The organism is Cecembia sp. (genome assembly GCF_007126775.1).
In the GTDB taxonomy this organism is placed as follows: domain Bacteria; phylum Bacteroidota; class Bacteroidia; order Cytophagales; family Cyclobacteriaceae; genus Cecembia.
Window position 1 is genome coordinate 44,858 of record NZ_SLAP01000001.1, and the last position, 26,192, is coordinate 71,049.

20 protein-coding genes are annotated in these 26,192 nt (G+C 40.7%); 4 read left to right on the top strand and 16 right to left on the bottom strand.

Annotation, left to right across the window (positions count from 1 at the left end; genetic code table 11):
• Nucleotides 1-373 precede the first annotated feature (373 nt).
• The 4 genes from QZT73_RS00185 to QZT73_RS00200 are packed head-to-tail and all read right to left on the bottom strand — an operon-like array spanning nucleotide 374 to nucleotide 6,239.
• Nucleotides 374-1,852, bottom strand: coding sequence for an oligosaccharide flippase family protein (locus QZT73_RS00185; RefSeq protein ID WP_291784163.1), 1,479 nt, complete (start codon nucleotides 1,850-1,852; stop codon nucleotides 374-376).
• A gap of 46 nt (nucleotides 1,853-1,898) precedes the next feature.
• A complete protein-coding gene (locus QZT73_RS00190; RefSeq protein ID WP_291786048.1) occupies nucleotides 1,899-2,753 on the bottom strand; it encodes an FkbM family methyltransferase in 855 nt (284 codons plus the stop codon).
• Nucleotides 2,754-2,770: 17 nt separating this feature from the next.
• Entirely contained in the window at nucleotides 2,771-3,814 is a 1,044-nt protein-coding gene (locus QZT73_RS00195) for a glycosyltransferase family 4 protein (protein ID WP_291786050.1), read from the bottom strand.
• Nucleotides 3,801-6,239, bottom strand: a complete 2,439-nt coding sequence (locus QZT73_RS00200; protein WP_291784157.1) for a hypothetical protein — start codon at nucleotides 6,237-6,239, stop codon at nucleotides 3,801-3,803. Before QZT73_RS00200 ends, QZT73_RS00195 begins: the two co-directional genes overlap by 14 nt.
• A gap of 204 nt (nucleotides 6,240-6,443) precedes the next feature.
• Between QZT73_RS00200 and ffh the strand changes: the two genes are divergently transcribed.
• Nucleotides 6,444-7,781, top strand: coding sequence for a signal recognition particle protein (gene ffh / locus QZT73_RS00205; RefSeq protein ID WP_291784155.1), 1,338 nt, complete (start codon nucleotides 6,444-6,446; stop codon nucleotides 7,779-7,781).
• Nucleotides 7,782-8,078: 297 nt separating this feature from the next.
• Here the strand turns inward: ffh and dprA are convergent, their stop codons facing one another.
• From dprA to QZT73_RS00220, 3 genes are all read right to left on the bottom strand, one after another.
• Nucleotides 8,079-9,200 (bottom strand): DNA-processing protein DprA, encoded by a 1,122-nt coding sequence (gene dprA, locus QZT73_RS00210; protein WP_291784153.1) that lies wholly within the window; start codon nucleotides 9,198-9,200, stop codon nucleotides 8,079-8,081.
• A complete protein-coding gene (locus tag QZT73_RS00215) occupies nucleotides 9,178-9,534 on the bottom strand; it encodes a MerR family transcriptional regulator (protein WP_291784151.1) in 357 nt (118 codons plus the stop codon). The genes dprA and QZT73_RS00215 overlap by 23 nt, the downstream gene beginning before the upstream one ends.
• A gap of 159 nt (nucleotides 9,535-9,693) precedes the next feature.
• Entirely contained in the window at nucleotides 9,694-10,023 is a 330-nt protein-coding gene (locus QZT73_RS00220) for an L-rhamnose mutarotase (RefSeq protein WP_291784149.1), read from the bottom strand.
• Nucleotides 10,024-10,184: 161 nt separating this feature from the next.
• Between QZT73_RS00220 and QZT73_RS00225 the strand changes: the two genes are divergently transcribed.
• The 3 genes from QZT73_RS00225 (at nucleotide 10,185) to galE (ending at nucleotide 17,578) form a co-directional block, all read left to right on the top strand.
• Entirely contained in the window at nucleotides 10,185-13,265 is a 3,081-nt protein-coding gene (locus QZT73_RS00225) for a PKD domain-containing protein (protein WP_291786053.1), read from the top strand.
• A gap of 116 nt (nucleotides 13,266-13,381) precedes the next feature.
• On the top strand, nucleotides 13,382-16,525 hold the full coding sequence (locus QZT73_RS00230; RefSeq protein ID WP_291786055.1) for a PKD domain-containing protein: 3,144 nt from the start codon (nucleotides 13,382-13,384) through the stop codon (nucleotides 16,523-16,525).
• A gap of 33 nt (nucleotides 16,526-16,558) precedes the next feature.
• Nucleotides 16,559-17,578: a UDP-glucose 4-epimerase GalE gene (gene galE / locus QZT73_RS00235; RefSeq protein WP_291784144.1), complete on the top strand. Its 1,020-nt coding sequence runs from the start codon at nucleotides 16,559-16,561 to the stop codon at nucleotides 17,576-17,578.
• Here the strand turns inward: galE and QZT73_RS00240 are convergent.
• The 9 genes from QZT73_RS00240 to QZT73_RS00280 form a co-directional block, all read right to left on the bottom strand.
• Nucleotides 17,532-19,208: a glycoside hydrolase family 99-like domain-containing protein gene (locus QZT73_RS00240; protein ID WP_291784142.1), complete on the bottom strand. Its 1,677-nt coding sequence runs from the start codon at nucleotides 19,206-19,208 to the stop codon at nucleotides 17,532-17,534. The genes galE and QZT73_RS00240 overlap by 47 nt on opposite strands.
• 100 nt (nucleotides 19,209-19,308) lie before the next feature.
• Nucleotides 19,309-20,277, bottom strand: a complete 969-nt coding sequence (locus tag QZT73_RS00245; RefSeq protein WP_291784140.1) for a transketolase C-terminal domain-containing protein — start codon at nucleotides 20,275-20,277, stop codon at nucleotides 19,309-19,311.
• A gap of 1 nt (nucleotide 20,278) precedes the next feature.
• Nucleotides 20,279-21,130, bottom strand: coding sequence for a transketolase (locus QZT73_RS00250; RefSeq protein ID WP_291784139.1), 852 nt, complete (start codon nucleotides 21,128-21,130; stop codon nucleotides 20,279-20,281).
• Between the two features lie 10 nt (nucleotides 21,131-21,140).
• Complete coding sequence (gene bcp, locus QZT73_RS00255) at nucleotides 21,141-21,590, bottom strand: thioredoxin-dependent thiol peroxidase (protein WP_291784137.1); 450 nt, start codon at nucleotides 21,588-21,590, stop codon at nucleotides 21,141-21,143.
• A 25-nt stretch (nucleotides 21,591-21,615) separates the two neighbouring features.
• Entirely contained in the window at nucleotides 21,616-23,466 is a 1,851-nt protein-coding gene (locus tag QZT73_RS00260; RefSeq protein ID WP_291784136.1) for a M23 family metallopeptidase, read from the bottom strand.
• Nucleotides 23,453-24,064, bottom strand: coding sequence for a fumarylacetoacetate hydrolase family protein (locus tag QZT73_RS00265; RefSeq protein ID WP_291784165.1), 612 nt, complete (start codon nucleotides 24,062-24,064; stop codon nucleotides 23,453-23,455). The genes QZT73_RS00260 and QZT73_RS00265 overlap by 14 nt, the downstream gene beginning before the upstream one ends.
• Nucleotides 24,065-24,274: 210 nt before the next feature.
• On the bottom strand, nucleotides 24,275-24,721 hold the full coding sequence (locus tag QZT73_RS00270; RefSeq protein ID WP_291783466.1) for a molybdenum cofactor biosynthesis protein MoaE: 447 nt from the start codon (nucleotides 24,719-24,721) through the stop codon (nucleotides 24,275-24,277).
• Nucleotides 24,722-24,726: 5 nt separating this feature from the next.
• A complete protein-coding gene (locus tag QZT73_RS00275; protein WP_291786058.1) occupies nucleotides 24,727-25,809 on the bottom strand; it encodes a HesA/MoeB/ThiF family protein in 1,083 nt (360 codons plus the stop codon).
• Nucleotide 25,810: 1 nt separating this feature from the next.
• Nucleotides 25,811-26,059: a MoaD/ThiS family protein gene (locus tag QZT73_RS00280; protein WP_291786059.1), complete on the bottom strand. Its 249-nt coding sequence runs from the start codon at nucleotides 26,057-26,059 to the stop codon at nucleotides 25,811-25,813.
• Nucleotides 26,060-26,192 lie beyond the last annotated feature (133 nt).

Sequence of the window (26,192 nt, forward strand, 5' to 3'; positions counted from 1 at the left end):
ATAAAGTAGTTCTTTTTTGTATAGACTGGCAGAGGCAAGCAAAGAAAATATGGCCTACGTAAAACCTCAATCATTAAATTCCTAATTTTCAACACTTAAGCGCGTCTTAAGGATTTTATTGGGAATATCCTTTCTTATTCCCAACGATAAGGATTTATTATCCGTATATTTGCACAAAGGCTCAGGTCGCTGACATGTTCCGACTTCACAATTAATAAACAATTCCGAGTGAAGCCCTTTCCAAAAACAGGCCTCATCCTTTTCCGGTGCTACCGCGATAAGGACCTCGTATCTCTCAAGATTCAGGATAACAGTGGAAGTTTGCGGATTTCAGGCAGCTCAAATCCTGTCAATAAAGAGGTTTGGTAACACTCTAAGGCCTGAGTCCTTTTATTTTTTGAATCAATTCCTGCTGACTTTTAACAGCTATTTTTAATCCAAATATTCCTAATATATACAAAGCAGTAATCAATAAAGAACGTAGGATCATATCCCACAGTCCGATTGCTGACCAGAACATGAGGAAGTGTTGGAGTAAAAATACACTCCCTCCCAAGATCAATATTTTGAAAATATCCCATGTAAAAGGATCCAGCTTTAACCTTATTTTTACAAATACATATTTGATAAGGTTATAGCTTATCATGGCTACGAGCGAGGCAAAAGCTGCTCCTTCTATTCCAAATTCGGGAATTAATAACAAATTCAAGGAAATTACCAATACGCTCATAATAAGGGTAGCGGTGATATTGAAGAGGTAATACTTGGAGTAAACAATGATTTCTCCATTGATGGAGAAAAGGATATCGAAGATTTTTCCCAGTGCAATCCAAAGTACAACCCATTTCCCGACCTCATAAATCTCTTTATTGGGAATAAAAAAGTAAAGGTTGTCAATATTGGCCCAAACACCCAGAAAAAGCAATAAACAAATAAGCAGTTGATGCACCGCCACCTGTTTATACAATCTGTCTATTTTTGCTGTTTCATTTTGCGCGAAATACTCAGCCACCACAGGCATGACTACCTGAGATACAGCCCTTCTTGGCATTTCAATCACAATAGCAATCGCAAATGCTATGCTGTAAATCGCATTGGCATCTAAACCGATCATTGCCGATACCATCAGGCTGTCTATCTTCATAATCAAAAGTGATCCGGTGCTGCCTAGAAAGGTTATCAAGTTATACTTTACAAACTCTCTCCTGAAGCCTTTTGGAAATACACTGAAACTAAAATCTAGTTTAAATATGCCCAATGCGCCCATATAAATGCCCATTCCCAATAAAGTGACGAGGTAAATTATTGAAAGGGACCAGATAAGCTGGATAAAACTCAGCCATTGTAAAAAATAAGCCAATATGATAAGGGAGACCAAAATCCGCAGCAATACCTCTCTAAAAAATGTTGGCACTGCAATTTCCAAAAAGGACCTGCTAAAGGCATCCAAAATGGAATTCAGCACAGAAAAAAGCATGATGAGCAAAACGACTCCAAAAAAATCAATAACCTCGGGAGAATTGGCCTGGAAAGCCTGCACCAGATAATCACGAAAAACAAAAAATAACAACGAAACCAAAATGGCGCCTAAAAGGCTCAATAAAAGACTCATGGTAAAGAAGGAGAACTGTTGTTCTTTGACCCTTGGATAAAAGCGTGTGATGCCGTTTCCAATTCCCAATTGGGCAAAAGGAACCATGATCAAAGCCAAATCCTGTATAGTACGGAATAATCCCAATTGTTCCGGTTCAAGGACATAAGGCAGCAACCATAAAACGTTGAAATAACCAATAAGTACCCCTAAGTAGGAAGAAAAAGTGGTAAGTATACTTTGTTTGGCTATAATTCTCATACAAACAAAAATAGAGCTATAGATGGATAATTTTTATAAAAACTTTTTATTCCTCTCTATTGCTTGGCATGGCCAAAATATTACAAAAAGATCCGTTCAAGTCAGAAATAGCTTTTAATTTTCCCCTGAGTCCAATTTGATAAAACGAATAGGAATACCCCTTCAAGAAATGTAATATTTCCTCCGCCTCGTATCCAGCTGCCCTACAAGCCTCCTGGTTAATTTCAATAATAAAATGCGGGCAATATTTCTTAATGGTCATTATACTACCCTTCAATACCTGAAGCTCAGCACCTTCTACATCAATTTTTACTACATCTACCTCCTGACATTTAATGGTGGCAAGCTGATTATCCAAAGTATCCAAGCTTATTTTTTGGATCAATACCTTATGGGATTGGGTAGGGAAAATAGTGTTGACTCCTTCATTATCTCCTTCCTTTCCGTATAGAGAAATCTCACCGGGCTGGTCTGAAAGCCCCATTTTAATAGGAAGCAATACCTCTTTAAATTTTGGATTGAGGTTAAAGTTTTCCTGTAGATGTAAAAAAAGGCTGTCCATTGGCTCGAATGCAATGATTTTCCCCTCAATTCCAACTTTCCGAAGTGCCCAAAGCGCATACTCCCCTTGATTTGCCCCTATATCAATAAAAGTTGCTCCAGCTTTTAACTTTTTTTCCAAAACAAATAAAGGCCTCCAATCATGGGCTCCCCTCCAATAAATAGAAGCCCCCATACTTTTAGAAATATCTACTTTCATCCGGATGCCCTGAAAGGTAAATGTCCTCCATATTGGTCCAGTCACCTTAGGTTGAAATAAGGTTCTTAAAAGCTGAACCAGGAAATACCCGCCGGGGATAATGTAAAGATTCCTTGTGAATTTGGCTACAAACTTTTCCATGATCGAATGGGTCTCAGTTAATAAGGGAGCAAATCAAATAATAATTTCTTTCTGTTCTCTCTGTCATATCTATTTACAATAGATTTTCTGACCAATTCCTGTTCCCCTTCATTTTTAGGAGCGTTTAGTAGCTCCTTGACTTTTCTTTCCAATAAGTTAATGTCTCTCTTTACCAAAATAATCCCATTATTGTCTGTAATCTCCGGTAAAATATTCACCGTACTCACCACTGGAATACATCCACAAAGCATCGCTTCGCAAAGTGCACAACCAAAACCTTCAAAACTGGAGAGTTGAAAATAAAACCTGGTCTTTTGGTAAAGCGCCCTAAGTTGATTTCCTGGGACAGTGCCCACAAATTGAAGATTATCGGGAACTAGCAAACCACCTGGCCTCTCCATACCCACGATCAAAAAAGAACAGCTTTTCAACCTCTTGGCCAACTCAAGGATGAGATCACCACCTTTTAATATGAACTGTGGAGCGGATAATACGGCAATAAAACTTTGATTTTCCTTGTTTACTGCTGCATCAATATTCCAGAATTTCACATTGAACCCATTAGGTATGACTTTGATCGGAGTTTTTAAATCCGGGAAGTGATATAAAATGCCATTTTTCACAAGCTTTTCTTTTTGAAGAAAATTACTTTCGGTGTGGATCAATGATTCGCTAACAGGAAGTAACATAGTTGCCCATTCATATGATTTCCTGCAAAACCATTTCAATAAAGGAATCCTTAGACTTCCATAATTCAAATCAGGAATGGAGGCTGAATCCGTACCATGTAATACAATGTAAACAGGTTTACCGAAAAAGCGACCCAAAAGAGAGGGAAAAAAAGACCAGTACCCACCAAAATGAACAAACACGAAATGCACTTTATGAATTGTTGACAAAATATGGATGCATTGGGCAAAAAGATAAAAAGGAGCATAGATTTTTTGCTGCCAATTGTAAGTATTCACGATCAGCTCATACCTCTCTGAAAGTATGCGCATGTCCTCCTGGACAAAAGATTGAAAAGAGGGGCTGACCAGTAAAACTTTAGGCTTGGTCATGCCTTTCTCTTTTTGAATACAAGCTGAAGCCCAAAGTAAAAACAAGGAGCAATGCAATCAGGTATTGGAAAACAACCACCAGAGTTTTGGTATTGTAATAAGCGGAAGGTTCGAATTTAAAAACCACTGCTGACTTCCCTTCCGGAACCTGGATTCCTCTTAACAGGTAATTGGCTCTGATGATTGGGCTTTCCACGCCTCCAACCGTGGCTATCCAACCTTTAGGATAAAAAATTTCTGAAAACACGACGAGTCCGGCTTCTTGGGCATCGACCTCATAAATCAGCTCATTAGATTTATTTTCGATCAGGGAAACAGTACCCCTTCCGGTCGCTTGCTTGCCGTACTCTATTTCGTTTACAGTAGCCTCAAACTTACTGTCCATTCCAGCAACGATGTTAATTTCATCATCATCCGTGATGATATGATTTACCGTTTCGGGGAACCAAGCAAGTCCATTGGCTTCTGGGTTTAAGAAAACTGCATTTTCTCCTCTTCCTGCAAGAAGGTATTTGGTATTAAGCATGTTAATTGCGCTTAAACTTTGCCAATCAAATTCTCCTTCCTGAGCCTTTTGTATAAATGATTGCATTTCTGGATTCAGTACATTTTCAATCAACTCCTGGTACCTTTTCATTTTTGCACCATGATATCCTCCGATGCTGTGATGGTAATAGCTGGTTCTGGCTTCATTGAATGGATTTTCTATATTCAAAACCCGGTAATAAGATTTGTCAAGTAGTATTTTCTCATCTGCAGGAGTAATGGCAAAAAACTGCTCTGAAGGACTATACTGCATGGCTTCTTCACCTAAATAACGCCTATTGATGCTCCAAAGGTCAATTACCAATAAAAGGGCAATTCCCAATCCTGCCAATTGCACGGAAACTTTGTTTTTTAATGCGGTAAATACCAGTCCAGCAGCCAAAAGGATAAAAACTACAGTCTTTAGAGCGCTGCTCCTAAGTAAGGCCTTTCTGTCTTCCATTAAGGCATCAGCGAGCCAGTTGGGGAAATTGCTGTCAACAGGAGACCTGAAGCTAAAAATTCCTGCAAATACCCAGAAGAATACTGCCAGTCCAGCGGTGGATGCCAAAGCGATCAAAAGTTGCTTTTGGATTTTTTTATTATCAACAGATTGGAATAAATATTCCAAGCCCAAGCATCCCAATACCGGAATCGCAAACAGGGTCATAGAAAAGGCCATGGTAACAGCACGGAATTTATTGTACCCCGGCAAATAGTCAAAAAGCAGGTAATTGAACCACTCCAAGTTTTTACCCCAAGTAAGGAATATTGAAAAAACAAGGATTACCAAAAAAACGGCTTTTTCTTTTTTCGGTGCATAGAGGATCCCCAAAACAAACAGGAACAGCATAATGGCCCCACCATAAATTGGACCTCCCGTTCCTGGTTGATCACCCCAATAAGTCCTGGCATTTTTCACAAAATCCCGGGTTTGGGCAGGATCAACACCATTCGCCCTCAATGCCTGCTCTGTGGCTGAATCAGCAGGGAGTTGCTCCGTGCTGCCGCCGCCATAAAGATAAGGAACCAATAGGGTCAGTGTTTCTAATTTTCCCTGGGACCAATTGAAGGCATAGTCCTTATCCAGTCCAGAGCCGGATCCTTGTATGGAACTGATATTGGACGGACCTCTGGTGGAATAGGGACTGTATTCCAATACGGTCATGAACCTGCTGAGGTTAGCACCTACAGCCAGAATCAGCCCTAAGGACAAAACCGCCAAAGCTTTCCCAAAAACCTTTATTTTTTTACTTTTGAAAGCATTTATCAGTTCTCCAAAACCATAAATCAATACAATCAAAAGTGTATAATAAGTAATTTGAAGGTGGTTGAATTTCAATTGCAGCATCAATCCAAATGCAAATAGTGCCAGTCCCAAAAGGTATTTTCTTTGCATGCTAAGGTGAATGCCTGCCAAGATCAAAGGGATCAGACATATAGCCCAGATTTTGGCATTGTGACCGGCATCCAAACTTATTAGATGAAAAGTATTAAAGGCAAATGCTATGGCCCCAATGATTGCAAATTCAGATCTTACTTTAAAACTAAGAAGAAGAATATACATGGCCAGCATGCCAAAAAAGAGGGAATTGACAGGATGAGGTAGGCCTAAGGTAATTAGTTTGGTAAGCATATTGGTAATGTCTCCTGGGACTTCAAAGCTTACCAAATAGGCTGGCATCCCACTGAACATTCTGGAAGCCCAGAGTGCTTCTTCTCCTGTCTGTTCCCTATAGTCAAGAATTTCTTTAGCGGCACCTTCCCATTGAAGAATATCAAACTGGAATATAATTTTCCCATCAAATACGATTGGGGAAAAGTACATAAGGACTACCAGGTAAAAAAGGACAATCCCAATGAGATGGGGCAGGATATCTTTTTTGAAATTGATTTGCATTTTCTTTATTGCTGTTCTGAGACGGCATGCAAATTAGGAATAAATGCGAAAAGCTTGACGCAATGAGGCCCAATTATCTCAAATTTCCTTTTGATCAAGAAGGAGCTTTATAAAAAAAGACATGGATTGGGGGGCTGTAATTCTAAGGGTAGATTCAGCATTACCGAAATAAATTCCTATTTTTGCCACAAATAGAATACAGGCATGTTTGATAATCTTAGTTTAAAGTTAGATAAAGCTTTTAAAACCCTAAAGGGTACCGGAAAAATCACGGAAATCAATGTAGCTACTACGGTCAAAGAGATCAGAAGGGCTTTAATTGATGCAGATGTGAATTATAAGGTGGCCAAGGAAGTAACCGACACCATCAAGGAGGAGGCATTGGGCAGAGATGTCTTGATAGCAGTCTCTCCTGGACAATTATTGATAAAGATCACCCAAGAAGAGTTGACCAAACTCATGGGAGGTACCAAAGTAGACGTCAACATCAAAGGTGATCCGGCTGTAGTGCTGATTTCTGGCCTTCAGGGTTCAGGTAAAACAACTTTTTCAGGCAAATTTGCAAATCTGCTCAAAAAACAAGGCAGACAGGTATTACTGGCAGCTTGTGATATTTATAGGCCTGCCGCAATTGATCAATTGAAGGTGTTGGGTGAACAGATCGGCGTGGAAGTATACGCGGAGCCTGAAAATAAAAATGCCCTGGAAATCGCCAGCCGTGCGGTAGAATATGCCAAAAAGAACGGTAAAAAGATTGTCATAGTGGATACAGCAGGTCGTCTTGCTATAGATGATGAAATGATGAAGGAAATTGAAGCTTTGAAAAAAGCCCTTAATCCTTCAGAAACATTGTTTGTGGTGGATTCCATGACCGGTCAAGATGCGGTCAACACAGCTAAAACATTTGATGAACGACTCAATTTTGATGGGGTAGTACTGACAAAATTGGATGGTGATACCAGGGGTGGTGCAGCCATATCGATTCGTCATGTTGTTAATAAACCAATCAAGTTTATCTCCACTGGTGAAAAAATGGAAAACATAGATGTTTTCCATCCCGACCGTATGTCCCAAAGGATATTGGGAATGGGAGATGTGATCTCTTTGGTGGAAAGGGCCCAACAGACTTTTGATGAAGATGAAGCCAAGCGGCTCAATGCAAAAATCAGGAAAAATCAGTTCAATTTTGAAGATTTTCTTTCCCAGCTTGAACAGATCAAAAAAATGGGTAACGTCAAAGACCTAATGGGCATGATACCAGGAATGGGCAAAGCAATGAAAGGATTGGATATAGATGATGATTCTTTTAAACCCATAGAGGCCATCATCAAGAGCATGACTCCGCTTGAAAGGGAAAATCCTGATGTTATCGACGGCAGCAGAAGAAAAAGAATAGCCAACGGAAGTGGGCGAAGTATTACAGAAGTCAATAACCTAATGAAGCAGTTTGCTGATATGCGAAAAATGATGAAGCAAATGAATAAAATGGGAGGGGCCAAACGTGCTTTAGGAGGAATGATCCCTGGAATGGGCAGGAGGTAAGAAATAAGAGCCAAGGCAAAAGCTAAAAGAAAAAAGGGTGAGTGTGAGGTCGGATCTCGGAAGGTTTGAACCGTTAAGAAGTTTAGGTATTTTGAAATTCATTAAGGTAATTGCTTGAAATGCTGACGAATCAACTCCACTAGGTGTTTAATCCCTTTAGGTTATTTGCCCTTGGTGTAACCTGGGGTTCAGAAGTTTTTTTAATATTCGGGAATCCCGACTCCCAGGGAGTCGAACTCTAAGGAAGATAGTTCAATAAGTTTCAAGTAAAATCAAGACCTGACACCTTTATGTAATCTATGTCATTTTGAGCTTGTATCTTTTTCCTGGTAAAGAAATTATAAATCCTTGAAATTCAAGATTTAATAATTGCATAGCTAAAGTGGAAACAGAAGTGTTTAGCTCGAGCGCCATCACATCTATTTCCACTTCTTTTTTGATTTGTAGCAGAGAGATGATTTCCTGTTCCTCATGATTGAATGCAGACAAGTCCCAAACATTGGTATGCTCTCCTTTTTGGCCTACTTTGGACCAGGATAGGCTTTCTTCCAGATCTTTTGGACCAGTGTAAATGGAGGCTTTCATGCTTTTGATAAGGTTATTGCAACCTTCGGAAAAGGGAGCTTGAAGGTTGCCTGGAACCGCAAACACCTCTTTGTTGTAACTGTAAGCAATTTCTGCAGTGATCAGCGCTCCTCCTTTTTTGGCCGCTTCTACCACAATCAAGGCATCTGACAAACCAGCAATGATCCTGTTTCTTTTTGGGAAATTGGTAGGATGCATCACTGTTCCTGGAGGGAATTCACTCAAAAGACCCCCTGCTTCCATCATGCTTTCCGCTGTGTTTTTGTGTAGGGCAGGATAAATCTGCTCTACAGAAGATCCCAAAACAGCCATAGTAGGCAATTCTAGTGCCAAGGCACTGCGATGGGCTTCTATATCCACCCCGTATGCCAAACCACTGATGATTGTAGGTTTGTAGGGTGCAAGGTCCTCTACAATTTTTCTTGTGATGCGCTTTCCATATTCCGTAACATTCCTTGTTCCAACAATGCCAATGGTTCTGGAAGGATTAAATTGGGTATTGCCTTTTTTAAAAATCATCATAGGACAATCATCAAGTCCCTTTAATCTTTGTGGGAAGTTTTTATCAGAAAAAGTGATGATATCGATATTCCTTTTGAGACAATTGTTTTGAATGGTCTCTGCTTCTTTCAAAAACCTGGAGGTTTCATTTCTAAATGAGAGCAGGTTTTTGTTGATCTTGGGTATTTTGGACAATTTACCCAAAGGCATTTCAAAAAAGCTTTTTGCCGAACCTGTATAGGCTATAATGCTTCTGTATACTGCCGGACCAATTTTCGGAATCAGGTTGAGGGCAATTTCAAATATTTGTTCATCTTTGACCTGGGTTTGCATGAAGGCTTTCTCTTATTTCAATTAAAAAACGTTTGATCTGGTGAAGCCTGTCCACCATACTTGCTTTATCAAAAACTTTTTCCTGGTCTTTCTTGATGACCTCCTGAGCCCCCTGAAGGGTATAGCCTTTTACTTTTACCAATTGGTAGATATATCTGATTTTTTCTATATCATCTTTGGTAAATCTTCTGTTCCCTTTTTTGTCTTTCTTGGGTTTGATGATGTCAAACTCACCTTCCCAATAACGGATCAGAGAAGGAGCTACTTTAAACATAGTGGCCACTTCTCCAATAGCGTAGTATTTTTTTTCTATTTCACGTTCTTTGTATGGCACGGTTTGATTGTTTATTTGGATTAGAACGAAGGTGCGCAAGCCTTAAGATACCAACTTTTTTCAAATTTAAATAATGCTGGGAAGGAAGTAAACCATTTTTTAATCGGATAAATTTAAAACCTTGAAAATAAGAGGATTATTTTAAGGTACAAAGCCTTGCTACACCTTGAAGATCTGAGTCATCAATTGCCATTTCTCTTCTTCTTTACTGCCCGGCAACTTTTTTTGGTATTTTCCCATTAGTTTTTCCCACTCCTGAACTTTAGGATTTGATGCGTCAGCTTTGGTCTTTTCATTAAAAGAAAAATCATCCTCGGTTTCCATGATCATAAACATCCTGTTGTTCCAGCGGTATATCTCCATCGACAGGATACCGGAATCTTTGAAGCTTTTAAGAATTTCTGGCCAGACATTTTGATGGTAGCTTTCATATTCCTTTATCAGTAAAGCATCATCTATTAAATCCAATGTGAGACAGTAACGTTTCATGATTATTTGTCGGTTTATTCCGTATTAACTTCTATTCTCTAAAACATTATTCAAAATAGCTTTTTATATTGAAAATCAAATGTTCAGTCGGTTCGATGTCCTTCAAGTTGTATAAATTTTGCTTGTTTCTTGTTTTCTCTTCATTGTTAGAGAATGCTGTGATGGCACAATTATCCACCGTAGGAAAGGAGTTCATGTTTGGATTTATGGAAAACAACAGGGTGGATAGTTTTGATAACCCTGCCAATGCAGCTCAGGATTTTGGTATTGTTTTGATTACAGCTGCTGAGGATGCGGAAGGTTTTATTGAGTACCGTAACCAGCGGGTCGCATTTAATCTGCAGGAAGGTGAACAGTTTTTTTACAGGATTGAAAATGAGGACATGCTCCATAGGTTTAGTGGAATTGTAGAAAACAAAAGCGTGTATGTCCTTTCCTCTGGAAAAATATCAGTCTATGCTTTCAATGAAAGGATCAAGTCCGCTGATGGCACAGTGGTTCTTCCTATTGCGTCACTTGGAAAGGAATATTACGTCACCTCACATTTTGAAATCATGCGGGCAAATACAGCATACAATTATACTCCTAATGTGAATGATGAAAGCCTTTTCTTAGTAGTTGCAATAGAAGATAATACCCAAGTTGAAATAACCCCTTCTGTTTTTACACTTTCTGGAAATGCAGCGAATATCCCATTTACAGTTACTTTAAATGCAGGTCAAAGCTATCAGATCAAAGCAAAGGCAGATCTCACAGGAACAAGGATCCGAGTAGTAGGAGACAATGCCGCCGATTGCAAAAATATAGCTGCTTTTGGAGGAAATAAGTGGACTTCTGTAGGAGATTGTGGGGGTGCAAATGACCATTTGTTCCAGCATCTTTACCCGATAAAAACATGGGGAACAGATTATCTGCATGTTTCAATGGCAGGTCGTACTTCCGGAGAATTGGTCAAGGTACTGGCTTCAGAGAATAATACTCAGGTTACCGTAGATGGCCAAAATGTAGGCACATTGGATGCAGGGGAATACATTACATTGGACTTTGAACCTGATGTGGTCAAATTGATTCAAACTGACAAACCTACAGCTGTTACCGTATTTGCCAAAAGTCAGGAATGCAACCGCCCTGGTGCACCGCTGTACGGTGATGGGGATCCTTTTATGATCAGTTACAGTCCCAATCAACAGCTTCTTACTGCCGTAACCTTCAATGCCATACAGCTTCCTGTGGTCACTTCACATTATGTAAATGTGATTGTGAAATCTTCTTCTGTGGGAGGTACTTTTTTGGACGGTCAGAATATTGGGAACAGCTTTGCCATCATTCCACAGGCGCCAGAATTTTCCTTTGCAAGGATTGGTATAGCGCAGGGGGTCCACAGCCTTCAAAATGAGGAGGGCTTTATTGCTTATGTTTATGGTTTCGGAGATGTTGAATCCTATGGTTATGCAGCTGGGGCCAGCCTCAATAACCTCAATTTTGAAGTTAGCCCCATTTATGATTTTGAAGTAGAAGGTGATAGGGTGGCATGTCTGAATCAGGAAGGGAGCTGGGAAATATTCCCGGAGAATGAAATTTTCACCTATTTTATCTGGGATTTTGGGGATGGTTCTGAGCAAAAGGAAGGCAAGGAAGTCCAACATTCATTCAGCGATAAAGGGGAGTATGAGGTAAAAGTAATAGCTTCCATCAGTCCCAATAACTGTGATCAACAAGAAGAGATTATTTTTGCAGTTAAGGTCCAGGAAGTCCAGGGCGAAATCAAGGGCATCAGTTCGGCATGTCCGGAAGTGGAAGAGTTGCTATATTATTTTAAAACTGAGGATGAATATGCCAAGCTGGAATGGCAAGTTGAAGGGGGAGAAATTATTGAGGTAAATGAGGAAGAAGGTTCAGTTAGGGTTTTATGGGGAATGACCAATCCAAATGCCTCGGTTCAAGCAATCCCATTTACTTTGGATGGTTGTCCACAGACTCCTATAATTTTATCTGTCAGCATCAATGAGGTAATCACCTCTGAAATGGCAGTAGGAGCAACGCAGGTTTGCTTTGATCCGAATCAGGCTTGGGAATATGCTGTACCTAACCCTTCCCCTGAAAGGGGATATGAATGGTTCATAGAAAATGGATTGATTTTAGAAGACAATGGAATAGGGCAGATTAAGGTGCAATGGGATAAGCATGGAGTAATGGGAAAGGTGAAATACAGAGAATTCAGTTTGTCTGATAACCTGTGTCAGGGGAATGCTCCCGAATTGGAGGTACTTATTGCCGAACGGTTTGAAGTGCAAGAGGTAGATATTGAAGATGCAACATGTCATGGTGATGCTTCCGGAAGGATTAAATTGTCTGTTTCTGGAGGTCAAACGCCACTTTCATTTTCTTGGAGCCATGATGGAACGATTGACTCACCTGAAGTTTCAGGGCTATTGGCTGGTTCTTATCAGGTCACTGTCAGGGATGCAAACGCTTGTGAATTGGTCATTCATGACTTGGAGGTTTCCCAACCTGAATTATTGGAAGTAGCCACCATAGAAAGTGAAGCAGTCAGTTGTTTTGGAAGAGCAGATGGTAGGGCAAGGGTGCGAATCATTGGTGGGATAGCCCCCTTTACTGTTGCCTATGAAGAGGCTACAGTAATGGGGAATGAAGTTCTTTTTGAAAATCTGGAAGGATTGTTCTACGGTTTTGAAGTGGAAGATGCCAATGGGTGTAGCGCTTTGATTGAATTGGATATTCCGACACCTAAACCCGAAACACTTGTTGTACAGCTTCAAAAACCAAGTTGCCCTGGGCAGGCCAATGGATCGCTTTTGGTATTGCCCAAAGCTTTGAATGCCCCATATGTTTACAGATGGGAAGGGCAAGATAGCGATAATCAGCTATTGACAGACTTGTCTAGTGGAATATATCCCGTTGAAGTTACTGATAGCAGGGGTTGCATCGCCTTGGGAGTAGGAGAGGTAATTGATAAAGCCCCAATGGTAAGGATGCCAACAGGTTACAAAACAGCGGAGGGATTATTCCAAGGCGTATCGAATTGCGAAATTGAATTTACACTGAGCATTTTCAATCGCTGGGGTGAACTTATTTATTCTGGAGAGGAGGGTTGGGATGGAAAAATCCATGGAAAAGAAGCCCCAATGGGCACTTATTCCTACTTGTTTCAATACAGGTTTGAATTGGAAGGGCAGTTGATTACCAAAGAAAATAGGGGAATTTTCACGCTATTATTTTAACGGCATAACTTTTTGCCGCACAAATAGATTATTCAACATGAAACCTTCTGGGTTATGCAGGTCAATATTTCATTTGTTTGGAATATTATTGATAAATTGTCCTCTCAGAGATTTAGATGAAAATGCGACTCCGCGGAATTATAGTAGCTTTCCTATTAATTGGGTTTTTTAGCGTGCATTCTGTGCAGGCCCAATTGACCACTATAGGCCGTGAATTTTTTGTTGGTTTTATGGAAAACCACAGGGTTACTCCCAATAGAATCGATATTGCCTCCATTATTATTTCTGCCGAAGAAGATGCCGATGGCGTTATCCAATATGTCAATAACACCATTCCCTTCTCTATCAAAGCGGGAGAGCAGTTTGTGTATGATTTCCCATCGGATGGAATGGATATCATACACAGAAGCTCCAGGCAAATAGAAAATAAAGGGGTCTATATCAGTTCAAGCGGAAACATTTCTGTCCATGCCTTCAATTTTAGGGAAAGGAGCGCTGATGGGACCCTTATTTTGCCTTTATCTTCCATAGGAAAGGATTATTGGGTTACTGCTCATTATGAAACTTTTGCCGAGGGCACCAACCCGGGTTCCAACCGGAACTTTGAAAGCACCCTATTGATTTTGGCCACCGAAGATGATACCAGAGTGGAAATCAAACTCGCGGCTCAGAGTTTGGATCCCATCCCTGTACCGGCAGGTTCTACGCTTACTGTGGATCTGAAGCGTGGAGAAAGTTACCAGGTAAAAGCTGTTGGAGATCTGACAGGAACCAGGGTACGGGTCGTAGGTTCATCCGATGATGATTGTAAAAACATTGCTGTTTTTGGAGGCAATAAAATGACTTCAGTAGGAATGGACTGCGAAGATGCATCTACTGGAGACCATCTTTTTCAACAGATTTATCCAACCTTTTCTTGGGGAAATGAATACATTCATATTCCTCTGGCGGGGAGAACATCCGGTGAGATGGTCAAAGTTTTGGCTGCTGAAAATAACACCAAGGTTTTTGTCAATGGACAGGAAAGGGCTACTTTGAATGAAGGAAAATTCACGACTTTTACATTTGGTAGGGATGAGTTAGCAAATATAACTTCCGATAAACCGGTAGCAGTTACAGTTTTTGCAAAGAGCTACAAATGCAATATCCAGACGGGGCAGGGAGCCAGTGATGGAGACCCCACCATGATGACCTTGAGCCCCAACCCTCAATTGATCAAGAGGACTGTTTTTTCCTCGGTAAGGGTAGTCGGGATCGTGGAACATTTTGTGAACATTATCGCACCAGCCAATGCATTTAACCTAACTGTTTTGGATGGTATTAACATAGGGAATCAGTTTAATCCAGTTCCCGGAAATCCGAACTATGCATATGCCAGGGTAAAGGTGGGCGAAGGAAGCCATACACTTTCCAACCCTGAAGGTTTAATTGCTTATGCCTATGGATCAGGATTTATTGAATCTTATGGTTATTCTGCTGGAGCAAGTCTGAATAACCTCAACTTTGAAACAGAAGTAGCCTATGATTTTGATGTCTCAGGAGATAAAGTGGCTTGCCTTGGAGAAAATGGTTCATGGACCATTCTTCCAAGAAACCCCAAATTCGAGATTTTTGAATGGACTTTTGGAGACGGTTCAGAGGTGAAGGAAGGAAGAACGGTTGATCATGTATTCGATGCTGCTGGGGTGTATCAGGTGAAAATCCTGGCTTTCACTGGTACCAAGTCCTGTGATGAAATTGAGGAGGCATTTTTTGAGGTGGAAGTTTTTGAAACAGAAGGGGAAATTGAAGGCCCTGACAATGTTTGTCCCGAGATAGATGAGGCTGTTTACGTCTTTCAAAACGCCGTTCATGTTTCAAAAGTTATCTGGGATGTTTCCGGTGGAGAAATATTGGAAGCTGAGGATTATGCTGTAAAAATAAAATGGGGAGATTTCAATCCTGATGCGAAAGTAATCGCGATTCCTGTTACAGATGAGGGTTGTTTGGGTGAAATTATGGAATATAAAGTCCTCGTGAACGAAGTAATTGAGCCCGGTTTGGCCAAAGGCTTGAGTCAAATTTGTTATGAGGAAGGTCTTAGTTATATATATGAAGTAAAGGATTTGTTGCCTAACAGGAGATATTCCTGGTTTGTGGAAGGGGGAACCATCTTGTCTGACCCAACCGCCTCAGAAGTAGAAGTAGAATGGGGGGCAATCGGAACCATTGGAGAGATTTGGTATGAAGAATTCAGCGAAATTAACCCAAGCTGTGGGGGAGATTCCAAAAAGCTCGAAGTTAGGGTTAATCCTCCATTGCAGGCAAGAGTAGAGGATATGACAGCATTTATCTGTGAAGGCTCTAATGAAGGGAATATTCGATTAGAAGTTTCCGGAGGTTCTGGTGAATACCTTTTCAAGTGGAGCCATGACCCGGATTTAGATGCTCCCGAAGCCACAGGACTCACAGTTGGGCTATATGAAGTGGAAGTGCAGGATACCGGAGGTTGTTTGGTTTATTTCGATCAAATTGAAATCAAGGAATCATTGCCAATGGAACTCGATGGTGGTCCTGCAGTGGTTGATGCGCGCTGTTACGATAGTGCAGATGGTTATGTGAGTTTCAGCATTAATGGTGGCTTGCCGCCCTACAGCCTTAATGAAGAAAATGCCTTGGTGATGGGGGGATCTATTCAAGTTTTAAACTTAGAAAGAGGACAGTATATATTTGAAGTCTACGATGCTGCGCGCTGTGTTTTAGAGGTAGCGGTTGAGATAGGCTCACCAGAGCCCTTGGAAGCAGCATTTGAACTTGAAAAATTAGCCTGCCCAGGTATTCCAAATGGGATTTTGACTGTAATTCCCGAGGGAGGAGTAGCACCCTACGCCATCACTTGGGAATGGGAAGGGAGTACAGGCCCTAGTATAATGGACATTCCTGCTGGTTCTTTTGCACTTAACATCACAGACATCAACGGTTGTAGTAAAGATTTCACAGGAGAAATGAAGGAAGGTGCTCCGCAGTTACGAATGCCAACAGGTTATGATCCAAGAGATGGCATGTTTATGGGTGTCAGTAATTGCGATGTGGAATTTAAATTGATGATTTTTAATAAGTGGGGTCAATTACTTTATGTGGGAGAAACTGGTTGGGATGGGCGCATTGATGGTGAAGAGGCTCCTTTAGGCACCTATTCTTATATGATTGAATATGTTTTTTCTCTGGATGGAGTAAACAAAGCAAGACAACAACGTGGGATTTTTACATTAATCAGATAATTCTTTTATAATTGTAATTCAATATTCGTTTTTATGAAAAAGATTTTGATCACTGGAGGAGCTGGATATATTGGCTCCCATACGGCTGTGGCATTGGTAGATGCCGGTTTTGAGCCAGTTATTATTGACAATTTTTCCAATTCTGACAAATCCGTATTGTCTGGTTTGAAGCATATTCTCGGGAAGGATCTAAGCTATTATGAAGGGGATTGCAATGACAGTACCCTTTTGAATAAGGTTTTCTCAGAAAATGATTTTCAGGGTGTGATTCATTTTGCTGCTTTTAAAGCAGTGGGAGAGAGTACACAGTTGCCGCTGAAGTATTATAGTAATAATATTGACTCTCTTTTGATATTATTGGAAACCATGGCTGCTCATGGAGTGAAAGATTTGGTTTTTTCCTCAAGTTGTACTGTATATGGTCAACCTGATGTATTGCCTGTGAGTGAAGACACCCCTAGGCAAGAGGCAGAAAGTCCTTATGGAAACACCAAAAAAATATGCGAAGATATTTTAAGAGATTATATCAAAAGCGGTGTAAATTCAAGAATTATATCTTTAAGGTACTTCAATCCGGTAGGTGCCCACCCCAGTGGGGAAATAGGAGAGCTGCCATTGGGGGTTCCCAATAACCTGGTGCCATTTATTACCCAAACAGCGATGGGTATCAGGGAAAAGCTAACAGTCTTCGGAAATGATTACAACACAGCAGACGGTAGCTGTGTCAGGGATTATATTCATGTAATGGACTTGGCGGATGCCCATGTAAAAGCTTTGGCTTATCTTTCTCAACAAAAGGATAATTTTTATGACCTGTTCAATGTAGGTACAGGAAATGGCAATACTGTTCTTGAGGTAATACAAACCTTTGAGAAAATAAGCCAACTAGCACTCAATTACCATATCGGACCAAGACGCCCGGGAGATATAGAGAAAGTTTGGGCAAGTACCGAAAAAATCCAAAAGGTTTTAGGCTGGAAGCCCAAATACAGTCTTGAGGATTCTATTAGGGATTCATGGAACTGGCAACAGAAACTGGGGGAGAAGGTATAAAGCCTGTTCTTCTATCCATGAAAACTTCTTTAATGGCTTCCAAGTAATCGAATCCATGGCCTTCTGTAGGCTCGATATAATTTCCTTCCAGGTATTCGTTCCAACAACATACCATGATGGTATTGCCATTACTGGATTTGTATTTTTCTGAAATTTTCCGTGCATCTTCCAGCTTGGCTTTGAAGCTTGATTTATTGCTGTGGACCCGGTCTTTTTGGGGCTCAGAAGGAAAGCCTGTTTGCTGAGGCCAGGTGCCGCCTGCCGGCCGCATATCCCATCCCATGGCCACGGGAACCTGGTACTCAAATGTAGGGTCATTTTTATGGAATTCAGCCCATCTGTTCCAATGTCCCTGATAGGTTTTCCGCATATCTGCAAAATTCTTATTGTCCTGTTCAAAGAAATTATGGTAGACATAGGCCGTTAAACCCTCAAAACCCATTTTCTTCAATCTGGGAACATAATCCTGAAAAAGTAAACGGTCTGTATACCTTCCCCCTCTTCTTGGATCCCTTGCACTGTTTGGCCTCCAGCGTGTCGGCATACCATATTGTCTCTCATTTGGCATCATTGCGCCCGAGGCCACAGCAATAAATTTGATTCCTTTGTATCCGTTTTTAATAGCTAAGGCCTTTGACCTGTCCAGTAATTCTTTCATACTGATGCCATAAAATGCCGCTCTTGCTTCTGTGTCCTGAGGGAAATACAGGTAAACAATGGGTCTGCCATCAGGATCCCTTAAGTAATCTTTTCTCTTAAAGTATTTATCAATCCATAGTTGGGTAATTTTATCATGCACTTGAAGGTAAAGTTGCTTGTCAGGCTTCTCACCTTCATAATTTCTTCCGGCCTGTATGCTTTCAGGAGAACCAATGTCCAACCATAACTTCCATCGCTCATCACTGTCATCACACCAATTGATTGCCCATTTCATTTGCTTGTCAGCTGGTAATTTTTCATTTTCCTTCAGCAATGCGGTCAATTGATCTGCCCATTCTTCCAAGCCTGGAACAGCCACCCTTCCATCCCGATTAGGATCAATTCTCCAGCCTTCCGGATAATAGATTTTGGATTGGGGACCAAAGTAGAGATGGTAATAATAATGTCTGCCAAAAAACCAATTATAGGCAAAAAAATCTATACCATAATTCTTCATGTACTCCAGTTGCTTTCTAGCCGTTTTTGGGTTATCCCTTTTGTAAAATCCCCCTAAACTGGCATGGGGCTTCCGGTTCAAATAGGGGCCTTCATAAGGATATTGCCGGTTGTAAACCCTTCCTCTTGGTCCCCAAATTCCTGGATTTTTCAGACTCGAGCAGTCTTCCCTTCCTGTAAGACAAGACCAAAAGCTGTCAATATCCCGGTCAGGATCTCCTGATGTATTCCAAGATGGCATAAAATATACACCCACCAAATGTCCTGATTGTTTCTCATTGGAAGCAATCCGCGCAGCCTCATCAAAAATAACAGGTGCTTCAAAATCAGAATTTTCCTGGCCTCCAATTTCCGGAGAGCTAGAAGATTTCTCTTTTTCTTCGGAAGAGGTAAGTCCTTTGATTTTTTCTTCACAACTACCAGGGTCTATTGTCAAAATCACTGCAAAAAGTAAAAGAGGAGAAAATAGCTTCATAATTGTAAAGATTTTTATTAAAACGAAAGCACTTTACAACAAATATAAAAAATCCGTGATGCTTTTGCACCACGAATTTTACATTTACTGGCTGATTTGTTTATTTTCTGGCAATGGCTTTTTTGGCGGCCTTTACAATATTTTCCGCATTCAAACCGTATTTTTCCAACAATTGTGCGGGTGTTCCCGACTCTCCAAATGAATCATTGACCCCTACGTATTCAAGTGGGGCCGGGTGGTTCTTAGCAAAAACTTGGGCAATACTGTCTCCCAGTCCTCCATTCACTTGATGCTCTTCGGCTGAAACAGCACAACCTGACTTAGCCACAGATTCCAAAATCGCAGTTTCATCTAAGGGCTTGATGGTATGGATATTGATTACCTCAGCAGATATCCCTTCTTCCCTAAGCATGGCTTCGGCTACTATAGCTTCCCATACCAAATGGCCAGTGGCGAAAATACTTACATCTTTTCCCTCTATCATTTTAACCGCTTTACCGATTTCAAAATTTTGATCAGCAGGAGTAAATATTGGCCAGCTTGGACGGCCAAACCTGAGGTAAGCTGGTCCAACATGATCCACCAGAGCCAAAGTGGCCGCTTTGGTTTGGTTGTAATCACAAGGAACAATCACAGTCATGTGAGGCACCATTTTCATCATGCCCACATCTTCCAGGATCTGATGCGTGGCGCCATCCTCACCTAAGGTAAGTCCCGCATGGGAAGCGCAGATTTTAACATTTTTTTCAGAATAAGCCACAGATTGACGGATTTGGTCATAAACCCTGCCGGTAGAGAAGTTGGCAAAAGTACCGGTAAAAGGTATTTTACCCCCGATGGTCATCCCCGCAGCCAAACCAATCATATTGGCTTCGGCTATTCCTACCTGGAAAAATCTTTCAGGAAATGCTTTCTGAAAAGCGCCCATCTTTAAAGAACCGATGAGGTCTGCACACAATCCAACAACATTTGGATTTTTTCTTCCTGCCTCCAAAAAACCATCTCCAAAACCTGAACGGGTATCTTTTTTTTCTGTATATGTATATTTTAAATCTAAGGTCTTTTCCATTTTAATAGTCTCCTAGTGTTTCTTCTAATTGTCCCAATGCATTTTCCAATTGCTCGTCATTCGGGGCTACACCGTGCCATTTGTGTGTTCCTACCATGAAATCTACCCCATAACCCATTTCCGTATAGAGCAAGATCAATATTGGCTTTCCTTTTCCCGTAAGCGCTTTGGCCTGGGCCAATCCTTCCAAAACGGCTTCCATTTCATTGCCTTTTTGAATCTCAATCACATCCCAGCCAAAAGCCTCATACTTGGCTTTTAGGCTAAGCAGGTCCATGACCTTGACCGTAGGGCCATCGATTTGCTGTCCATTGTAATCTATGGCTGCAATCAAATTATCTACTTTATGATGGGCAGCATACATAGCCGCTTCCCATACCTGTCCTTCTTGCTGCTCTCCATCACCCATCATGACATATACCAACCGCTCGTCCTGATTTAGCTTTTTGGCCTGTGCCGCACCAATGGCAACAGAAAGGCCCTGACCAAGGGATCCAGAAGCAATTCTTACTCCTGGTAAGCCCTCTTCTGTGGCAGGGTGGCCCTGAAGCCTTGAATTGATTTTCCTGAAGGTTGCCAACTCTTCCGTACTAAAGTATCCTGTTCTGGCCAAAACACTGTACCAAAGAGCCGAAACATGCCCATTGGATAAAAAGAAAAGGTCTTCATTTTTTCCGTTCATGTCAAAATTTTTGTTGTGCTCCATTTCATTGAAATAAAGCGCTACAAAATACTCTGTCAGGCCTAAAGCGGCTCCGGGATGGCCCGACTGCACAGCATGAACCATGCGCAGACAATCTCTTCTTACCTGAGAACAGATTTTCTTAAGTTGATCGCTTGATTGTTTTTCCATTGGATTGGAATTATTTGAGAATTTGATTTGTGTGCTCTTTTGTCTTTACCTTTTCAATGATTTCCTCCAGTTTCCCTTGCTCATCAATAATAAAAGTAGTCCGCGCTGTCCCCATATATTTTCTGCCATACATGGATTTTTCTACCCATGTGCCGTAAGCTTCATGAACTTTTAGGTCTTCATCCGCAATAAGAGAAAAAGGAAGGTTTTGCTTTTCTATAAATTTTTGATGTGATTTTTCCGAATCCGAACTCACTCCCAAAATCACATAACCTGCTTTTTGTAATGCTTCATAATTGTCTCTTAAGTTACAAGCCTGCGCAGTACAACCCGGCGTGTTGTCTTTGGGGTAAAAATACAAGACAACCTTTTTTCCTTTGAAATCAGATAATTTCACAACATTTCCATTCTGATCTTTTGCTTCAAAATCAGGAGCAATATTTCCTACTTCTAATGACATGTTTTTTTGTTTTTAGATGAACAATTTAATTTATGACTGTGGTAAAGCGGGCTTCATTGCCTGCCATATCACGTACCTTTAATAAAACTTCTCCTTTCAGCGGTTGTTTATCCAATTTCTCTGACCATATCAGATTTTGTTTGTGTTCATACCTCATCAAGAGCCATTGCCCATCAACATAAGCCTCAAAATCCCTGATTCCTGATTTATCATCAACAATCCTGAAGCGTATTTCTTGAGAATTGATTCTAATGGGCCTAATATTAGGTGCTGTCTTGTCCTCCTCTAATACAAAAGTACCAAAATTTCTTGTTTTGAAACGAATATGCTCACCTTCCCAATCACCACCAACAAAAGATTTCCGTCCATTGGCTGCTTGATGATATACATGTGTGTATTCCGAGCGTTCTGAATACCCTGGATTTTTCCACATTATCCCAATATTACTCCATAGATAGTCTTCCGGACCGTTGATACTGAGTCGGGAATTATTTGTTTTTTCTATGCGTAAATAGAGGTCATCCAGTAGGCTGTTTTCCTGAAAACTAATCTCCAGATCTGTGTTGCTAAAAGAAATTTCCTCTCCGAAAGGGATTTTTTTTATGGCAGTAGGCCGAATGACTTCTGAACAAATGTCCAGAGAATCCGGTATTCCGTAGTCCATATCCCACAAATAAACCCTTCTTCCCTGTATGGTATAGGCTGGAGGTAAATCCATTACATGACTGTTGACGTACACTTTGGCCATATTGCCTAAATAGGAGGGACCGGTCTCAATTTTCATGATCTCCCGGTGATAACTTATCTGTGTTCTAAGGTTACCTCCATGATTATTATCAGTGAAAAAATGTTTGCTTTCATCCTCTTGTAATTGGAAATAAAGACTCCTTTCATTACCAAAAAAATCTCTCATCCTGACTTCAAAATTTCCTTCCATTCCATCTGAAAGGAATAACAGGCCGGAACCGACTGTATCTGGCTGATAAAATTGCAAGAGGTTATTGGGCTCTAAGTACAATTTAGTGAAACGGTTCTGGTGGGTATGCCGCAAAAGAAAGCGGGTATGATCCAAGTTTAATTGATCCATTTGCATACTGAAATGCATTTTTTCCCCTTCCCAAAGCTCATAGTTTGGGACACCAAAAATATTATTTACACCATCCATCCTGTCTATTGCATAGACTTCTATACCCACTTTTCCCGTAATTTTAACAGGTGTCCTGAGTATGTAGCGTCCAGCTTCCAATATGGGATTAAACTCCTGCCTTTGGAATTTGCCATTGACCCTGGAATCCAAACCAATGGGTCTGATGGCTATACGATAGAGCTGGGGGGGAGTGTTGTCAATCACTTCAGAGAAACCAAAGATTAAAGGATCCAATGCCCTTTCCAAACTGTCCCGAATCTCAAAATGCAGATGAGGCCCTGCTGAACTTCCTGTATTTCCCCCATTTCCTATAATTTCTCCCTTTTTAACGGGTAAAGTCTCCGGGTTTAAGAAAAGCTCCAATTCATTTTTTTTTGCTTTGTACATTTCCTCACGCAGGTAATCTGCGATTTTGGGCGAAAAGTTCCTCAAATGGGCATATACGGAATATTGCCCATTATCGTGCTTGAGATAAATGACATTGCCATAACCATGAGTGGATAGCTTGATACGGTAAACATGGGCATCCGCAATCGCAAGTACCGGCTCGCCATCTACACCTCCGATTTTAACATCTATGCCAGAATGGAAATGGTTGGGCCTTATCTCTGAAAAATTACCTGAAAGCAAAGCCCTTTCACCGGGCTTAATGGGAAAGAGGTATTCCTGGGCATGAAGCTTTAATGAAGAGAAGATAAGAAAGAGAAGGAGTAATTTACTTGACTTCAAAATCCAAGAGTTTTTTATCCCCAATAAAACCTTCCAGATGGTCACCAATACTGACCTTGCCAACACCAGCCGGCGTACCAGTGAAAATTAGATCTCCTTTTTTTAAGGTAAAAAATTGGGATACGTAGGCGATGATACTATCAAAGTCAAAAAGCATCATGGAAGTATTGCCCTTTTGACGGAGTTCTCCATTGATCAGCAAATGGAAATCGATATCACTAAGGTCTTTGAATTCACTGACAGGTAAAAAACCACCAATTGGTGCAGAATTGTTAAAAGCTTTGGCAATTTCCCAAGGCAAACCTTTACTTTTGCATTGATCCTGTAAGTCTCTTGCAGTGAAGTCTATACCTATTCCTATTTCGTCGAAATAGCGGTGTGAAAATTGCTTTTGAATATATTTGCCTTCTTTGGATACTTTTAACACCAGTTCTGCCTCATGGTGAATGTTTTTCGAAAATTCCGGATGGTAAAAAGGGGCATTGTTTTTAAGAAGCGCTGTATCCGGTTTGAGAAAAACCACTGGACTACTTGGCTGTTCATTGTTCAGTTCTTCAATGTGTTCGGCATAATTTCTGCCGATTGCAATAATCTTCATAGGTTTAGGATTTGACGCAAAGAAAGTGATTTTTCCTTACACTCAGTATCAAAAGGAGAGGTGATTCGGGGATAATTTTTTTATTGTATGGTATTGATTCAACTGAAATGTGACAGTTCCTTTAGTGATTTTTGATATTGATGGATATTTGATGTTTCTAGATATTGTCCTACAATAAATCCATTAACTTTTAATGCAATAAAATAAAGATCAGGTATTCTCCTTCCAAACTTCTTTTTCATTATCGACCAGTTCTTTACCCCAGATCGGCAATTCTTTTTTGATGCGCTCTACCAATTCTTCACAAGCATCAATAGCTGCCTTTCTGTGCTTGGAGGAAGTAAAGACAAACAAGCATATTTCTCCCGTTTTGACCTCACCCAAACTGTGGTAAATATGCATGCAGGTCAGTGGATATTTTTCAAAAATAGCTTCCCTGATTTCAAAAGCTTTTTCCAATGCCATGTCTTCGTAAGCCGTGTACACAATAGCCTGTACGGTTCCTCCTTCTTTTTCATCGGCTCTAACCTGACCCAGGAATATACTGTGCCCTCCTATATCCGTTTTGCTGCTATGGTTTGCGATGGACTTCGCGATTTTTTCAGGTGAAATCGGACCCTCTACAAATATATTTTTGGGTTTTCTGTGCTTTTCCATACTACTCAATTTAATGGTGCGTCGGGGGATTCAATGCCTCCGATAATAGAATATATTTTTTTCCCAGAAAGGGTCTGGCTCAATTCTCTGGCCATGCGTAGACTCCGGATTCCAGATTGACAGAACAGGTAGATGCCCTCCGCTTCTTTCATTTCCGGTATGATATCATGAGGGCCTGAAAATGGAATTTTCATATGCGCATGGCCTTGAAGTTCCGGTCGTTCATTCAGTTCCCTTACATCAATGAGTATTGATTTTGAATTTTTCTCTATCAGTCCCAAAGCTTCTTTCCAGCTGATAACTTCCTTTGCATCACAAAACAAGGCATAATCTCTTGATTCAAATTCAGTCAGGTTGTTTGGTAGCATTTGCTCGGATGCGGGGTGCTTTTCCAGGGCAAGCGTATATGTTTGATGATTGAGCAGGTTATAATACAGTATTTTACCGGTCAATACCTCCCCGTATCCTGTCAAAAATTTAATCGCCTCTGCAGCTTGCATAATGCCCATTATACCCGGAAGTACACCAAGAACCCCGGTCTCATTGCAATTAGGGATTTCAGAATCTTTTGGTGGCTCGGGGAAAAGGTCCCTGTAATGGATATCCCCTTTTTTTGTGTTGAAAAGGGCTAGTTGTCCTTCATTCTGATAAATGGCTGCAAAAACCAAAGGTTTGCCCAGTAGGACACAGATATCATTGACCAAATAACGGGTCGGGAAATTATCTGACCCATCAATTACCAGATCATATGTTTGTATATAACTGACAGCATTGGAAGTCGTAAGAAACTCAGGGATGCACTGTATGTTTACATCGTGGTACTTGGATTTCAGGTGATGTGCTGCAGCCTGTGCTTTGTTGATACCAACCTCTGCTTCCCCATACATTACCTGCCTATTCAAATTACTTTCCGCTATGGTATCTCCATCAATAATTCCAATGGTTCCAATGCCTGCAGCAGCAAGATAAAGCAAAGCAGGACAGCCCAGCCCACCTGCTCCAATGATCAAAACCTTAGATTTCTTCAGTTTTTGCTGCGCTTCATTCCCAAACCCTGGCAATATGACCTGTCTGACAAACCTACTCATATCATCCTCCGGAAAATGGGGGTAAAAGGGCCACCTCAGCCTCGTTGGGAATAGGCTGGTTTCCGGAAACCAATTTTTTATTGATTGCGATTCCGAATTTCATCTTTTCAAGTTCAGGAAATTGTTGATAAAGGTAGCCCCTTAACACCTCAGTAGTGGGGATGCTATCCAGATCCAAGCAATCGGCTCCCAATTTTTCAGCTATCATACCGAAGGCCCTGATTTTTATGCGATGTGTTACCATTTCCATTGATCTATTCTTTACTGGTAATTCCTATAACAGCAATTCAATTTTGTTATTCTATTTTAATTTGTCAAATAGTTTTGACGATTTTCCTATTGATATAACCTCTCTTTTAGAGCAAATCGTGAACAAAAAGAAA

Excerpts from the sequence above, each read along its gene's own strand:
- QZT73_RS00185 (WP_291784163.1), bottom strand. The coding sequence starts at position 1,852 with ATGAGAATTATAGCCAAACAAAGTATACTTACCACTTTTTCTTCCTAC.
- QZT73_RS00190 (WP_291786048.1), bottom strand. The coding sequence starts at position 2,753 with ATGGAAAAGTTTGTAGCCAAATTCACAAGGAATCTTTACATTATCCCC.
- QZT73_RS00195 (WP_291786050.1), bottom strand. The coding sequence starts at position 3,814 with ATGACCAAGCCTAAAGTTTTACTGGTCAGCCCCTCTTTTCAATCTTTT.
- QZT73_RS00200 (WP_291784157.1), bottom strand. The coding sequence starts at position 6,239 with ATGCAAATCAATTTCAAAAAAGATATCCTGCCCCATCTCATTGGGATT.
- ffh (WP_291784155.1), top strand. The coding sequence starts at position 6,444 with ATGTTTGATAATCTTAGTTTAAAGTTAGATAAAGCTTTTAAAACCCTA.
- dprA (WP_291784153.1), bottom strand. The coding sequence starts at position 9,200 with ATGCAAACCCAGGTCAAAGATGAACAAATATTTGAAATTGCCCTCAAC.
- QZT73_RS00220 (WP_291784149.1), bottom strand. The coding sequence starts at position 10,023 with ATGAAACGTTACTGTCTCACATTGGATTTAATAGATGATGCTTTACTG.
- QZT73_RS00225 (WP_291786053.1), top strand. The coding sequence starts at position 10,185 with ATGGCACAATTATCCACCGTAGGAAAGGAGTTCATGTTTGGATTTATG.
- QZT73_RS00230 (WP_291786055.1), top strand. The coding sequence starts at position 13,382 with ATGAAAATGCGACTCCGCGGAATTATAGTAGCTTTCCTATTAATTGGG.
- galE (WP_291784144.1), top strand. The coding sequence starts at position 16,559 with ATGAAAAAGATTTTGATCACTGGAGGAGCTGGATATATTGGCTCCCAT.
- QZT73_RS00240 (WP_291784142.1), bottom strand. The coding sequence starts at position 19,208 with ATGAAGCTATTTTCTCCTCTTTTACTTTTTGCAGTGATTTTGACAATA.
- QZT73_RS00245 (WP_291784140.1), bottom strand. The coding sequence starts at position 20,277 with ATGGAAAAGACCTTAGATTTAAAATATACATATACAGAAAAAAAAGAT.
- QZT73_RS00250 (WP_291784139.1), bottom strand. The coding sequence starts at position 21,130 with ATGGAAAAACAATCAAGCGATCAACTTAAGAAAATCTGTTCTCAGGTA.
- bcp (WP_291784137.1), bottom strand. The coding sequence starts at position 21,590 with ATGTCATTAGAAGTAGGAAATATTGCTCCTGATTTTGAAGCAAAAGAT.
- QZT73_RS00265 (WP_291784165.1), bottom strand. The coding sequence starts at position 24,064 with ATGAAGATTATTGCAATCGGCAGAAATTATGCCGAACACATTGAAGAA.
- QZT73_RS00270 (WP_291783466.1), bottom strand. The coding sequence starts at position 24,721 with ATGGAAAAGCACAGAAAACCCAAAAATATATTTGTAGAGGGTCCGATT.
- QZT73_RS00275 (WP_291786058.1), bottom strand. The coding sequence starts at position 25,809 with ATGAGTAGGTTTGTCAGACAGGTCATATTGCCAGGGTTTGGGAATGAA.
- QZT73_RS00280 (WP_291786059.1), bottom strand. The coding sequence starts at position 26,059 with ATGGAAATGGTAACACATCGCATAAAAATCAGGGCCTTCGGTATGATA.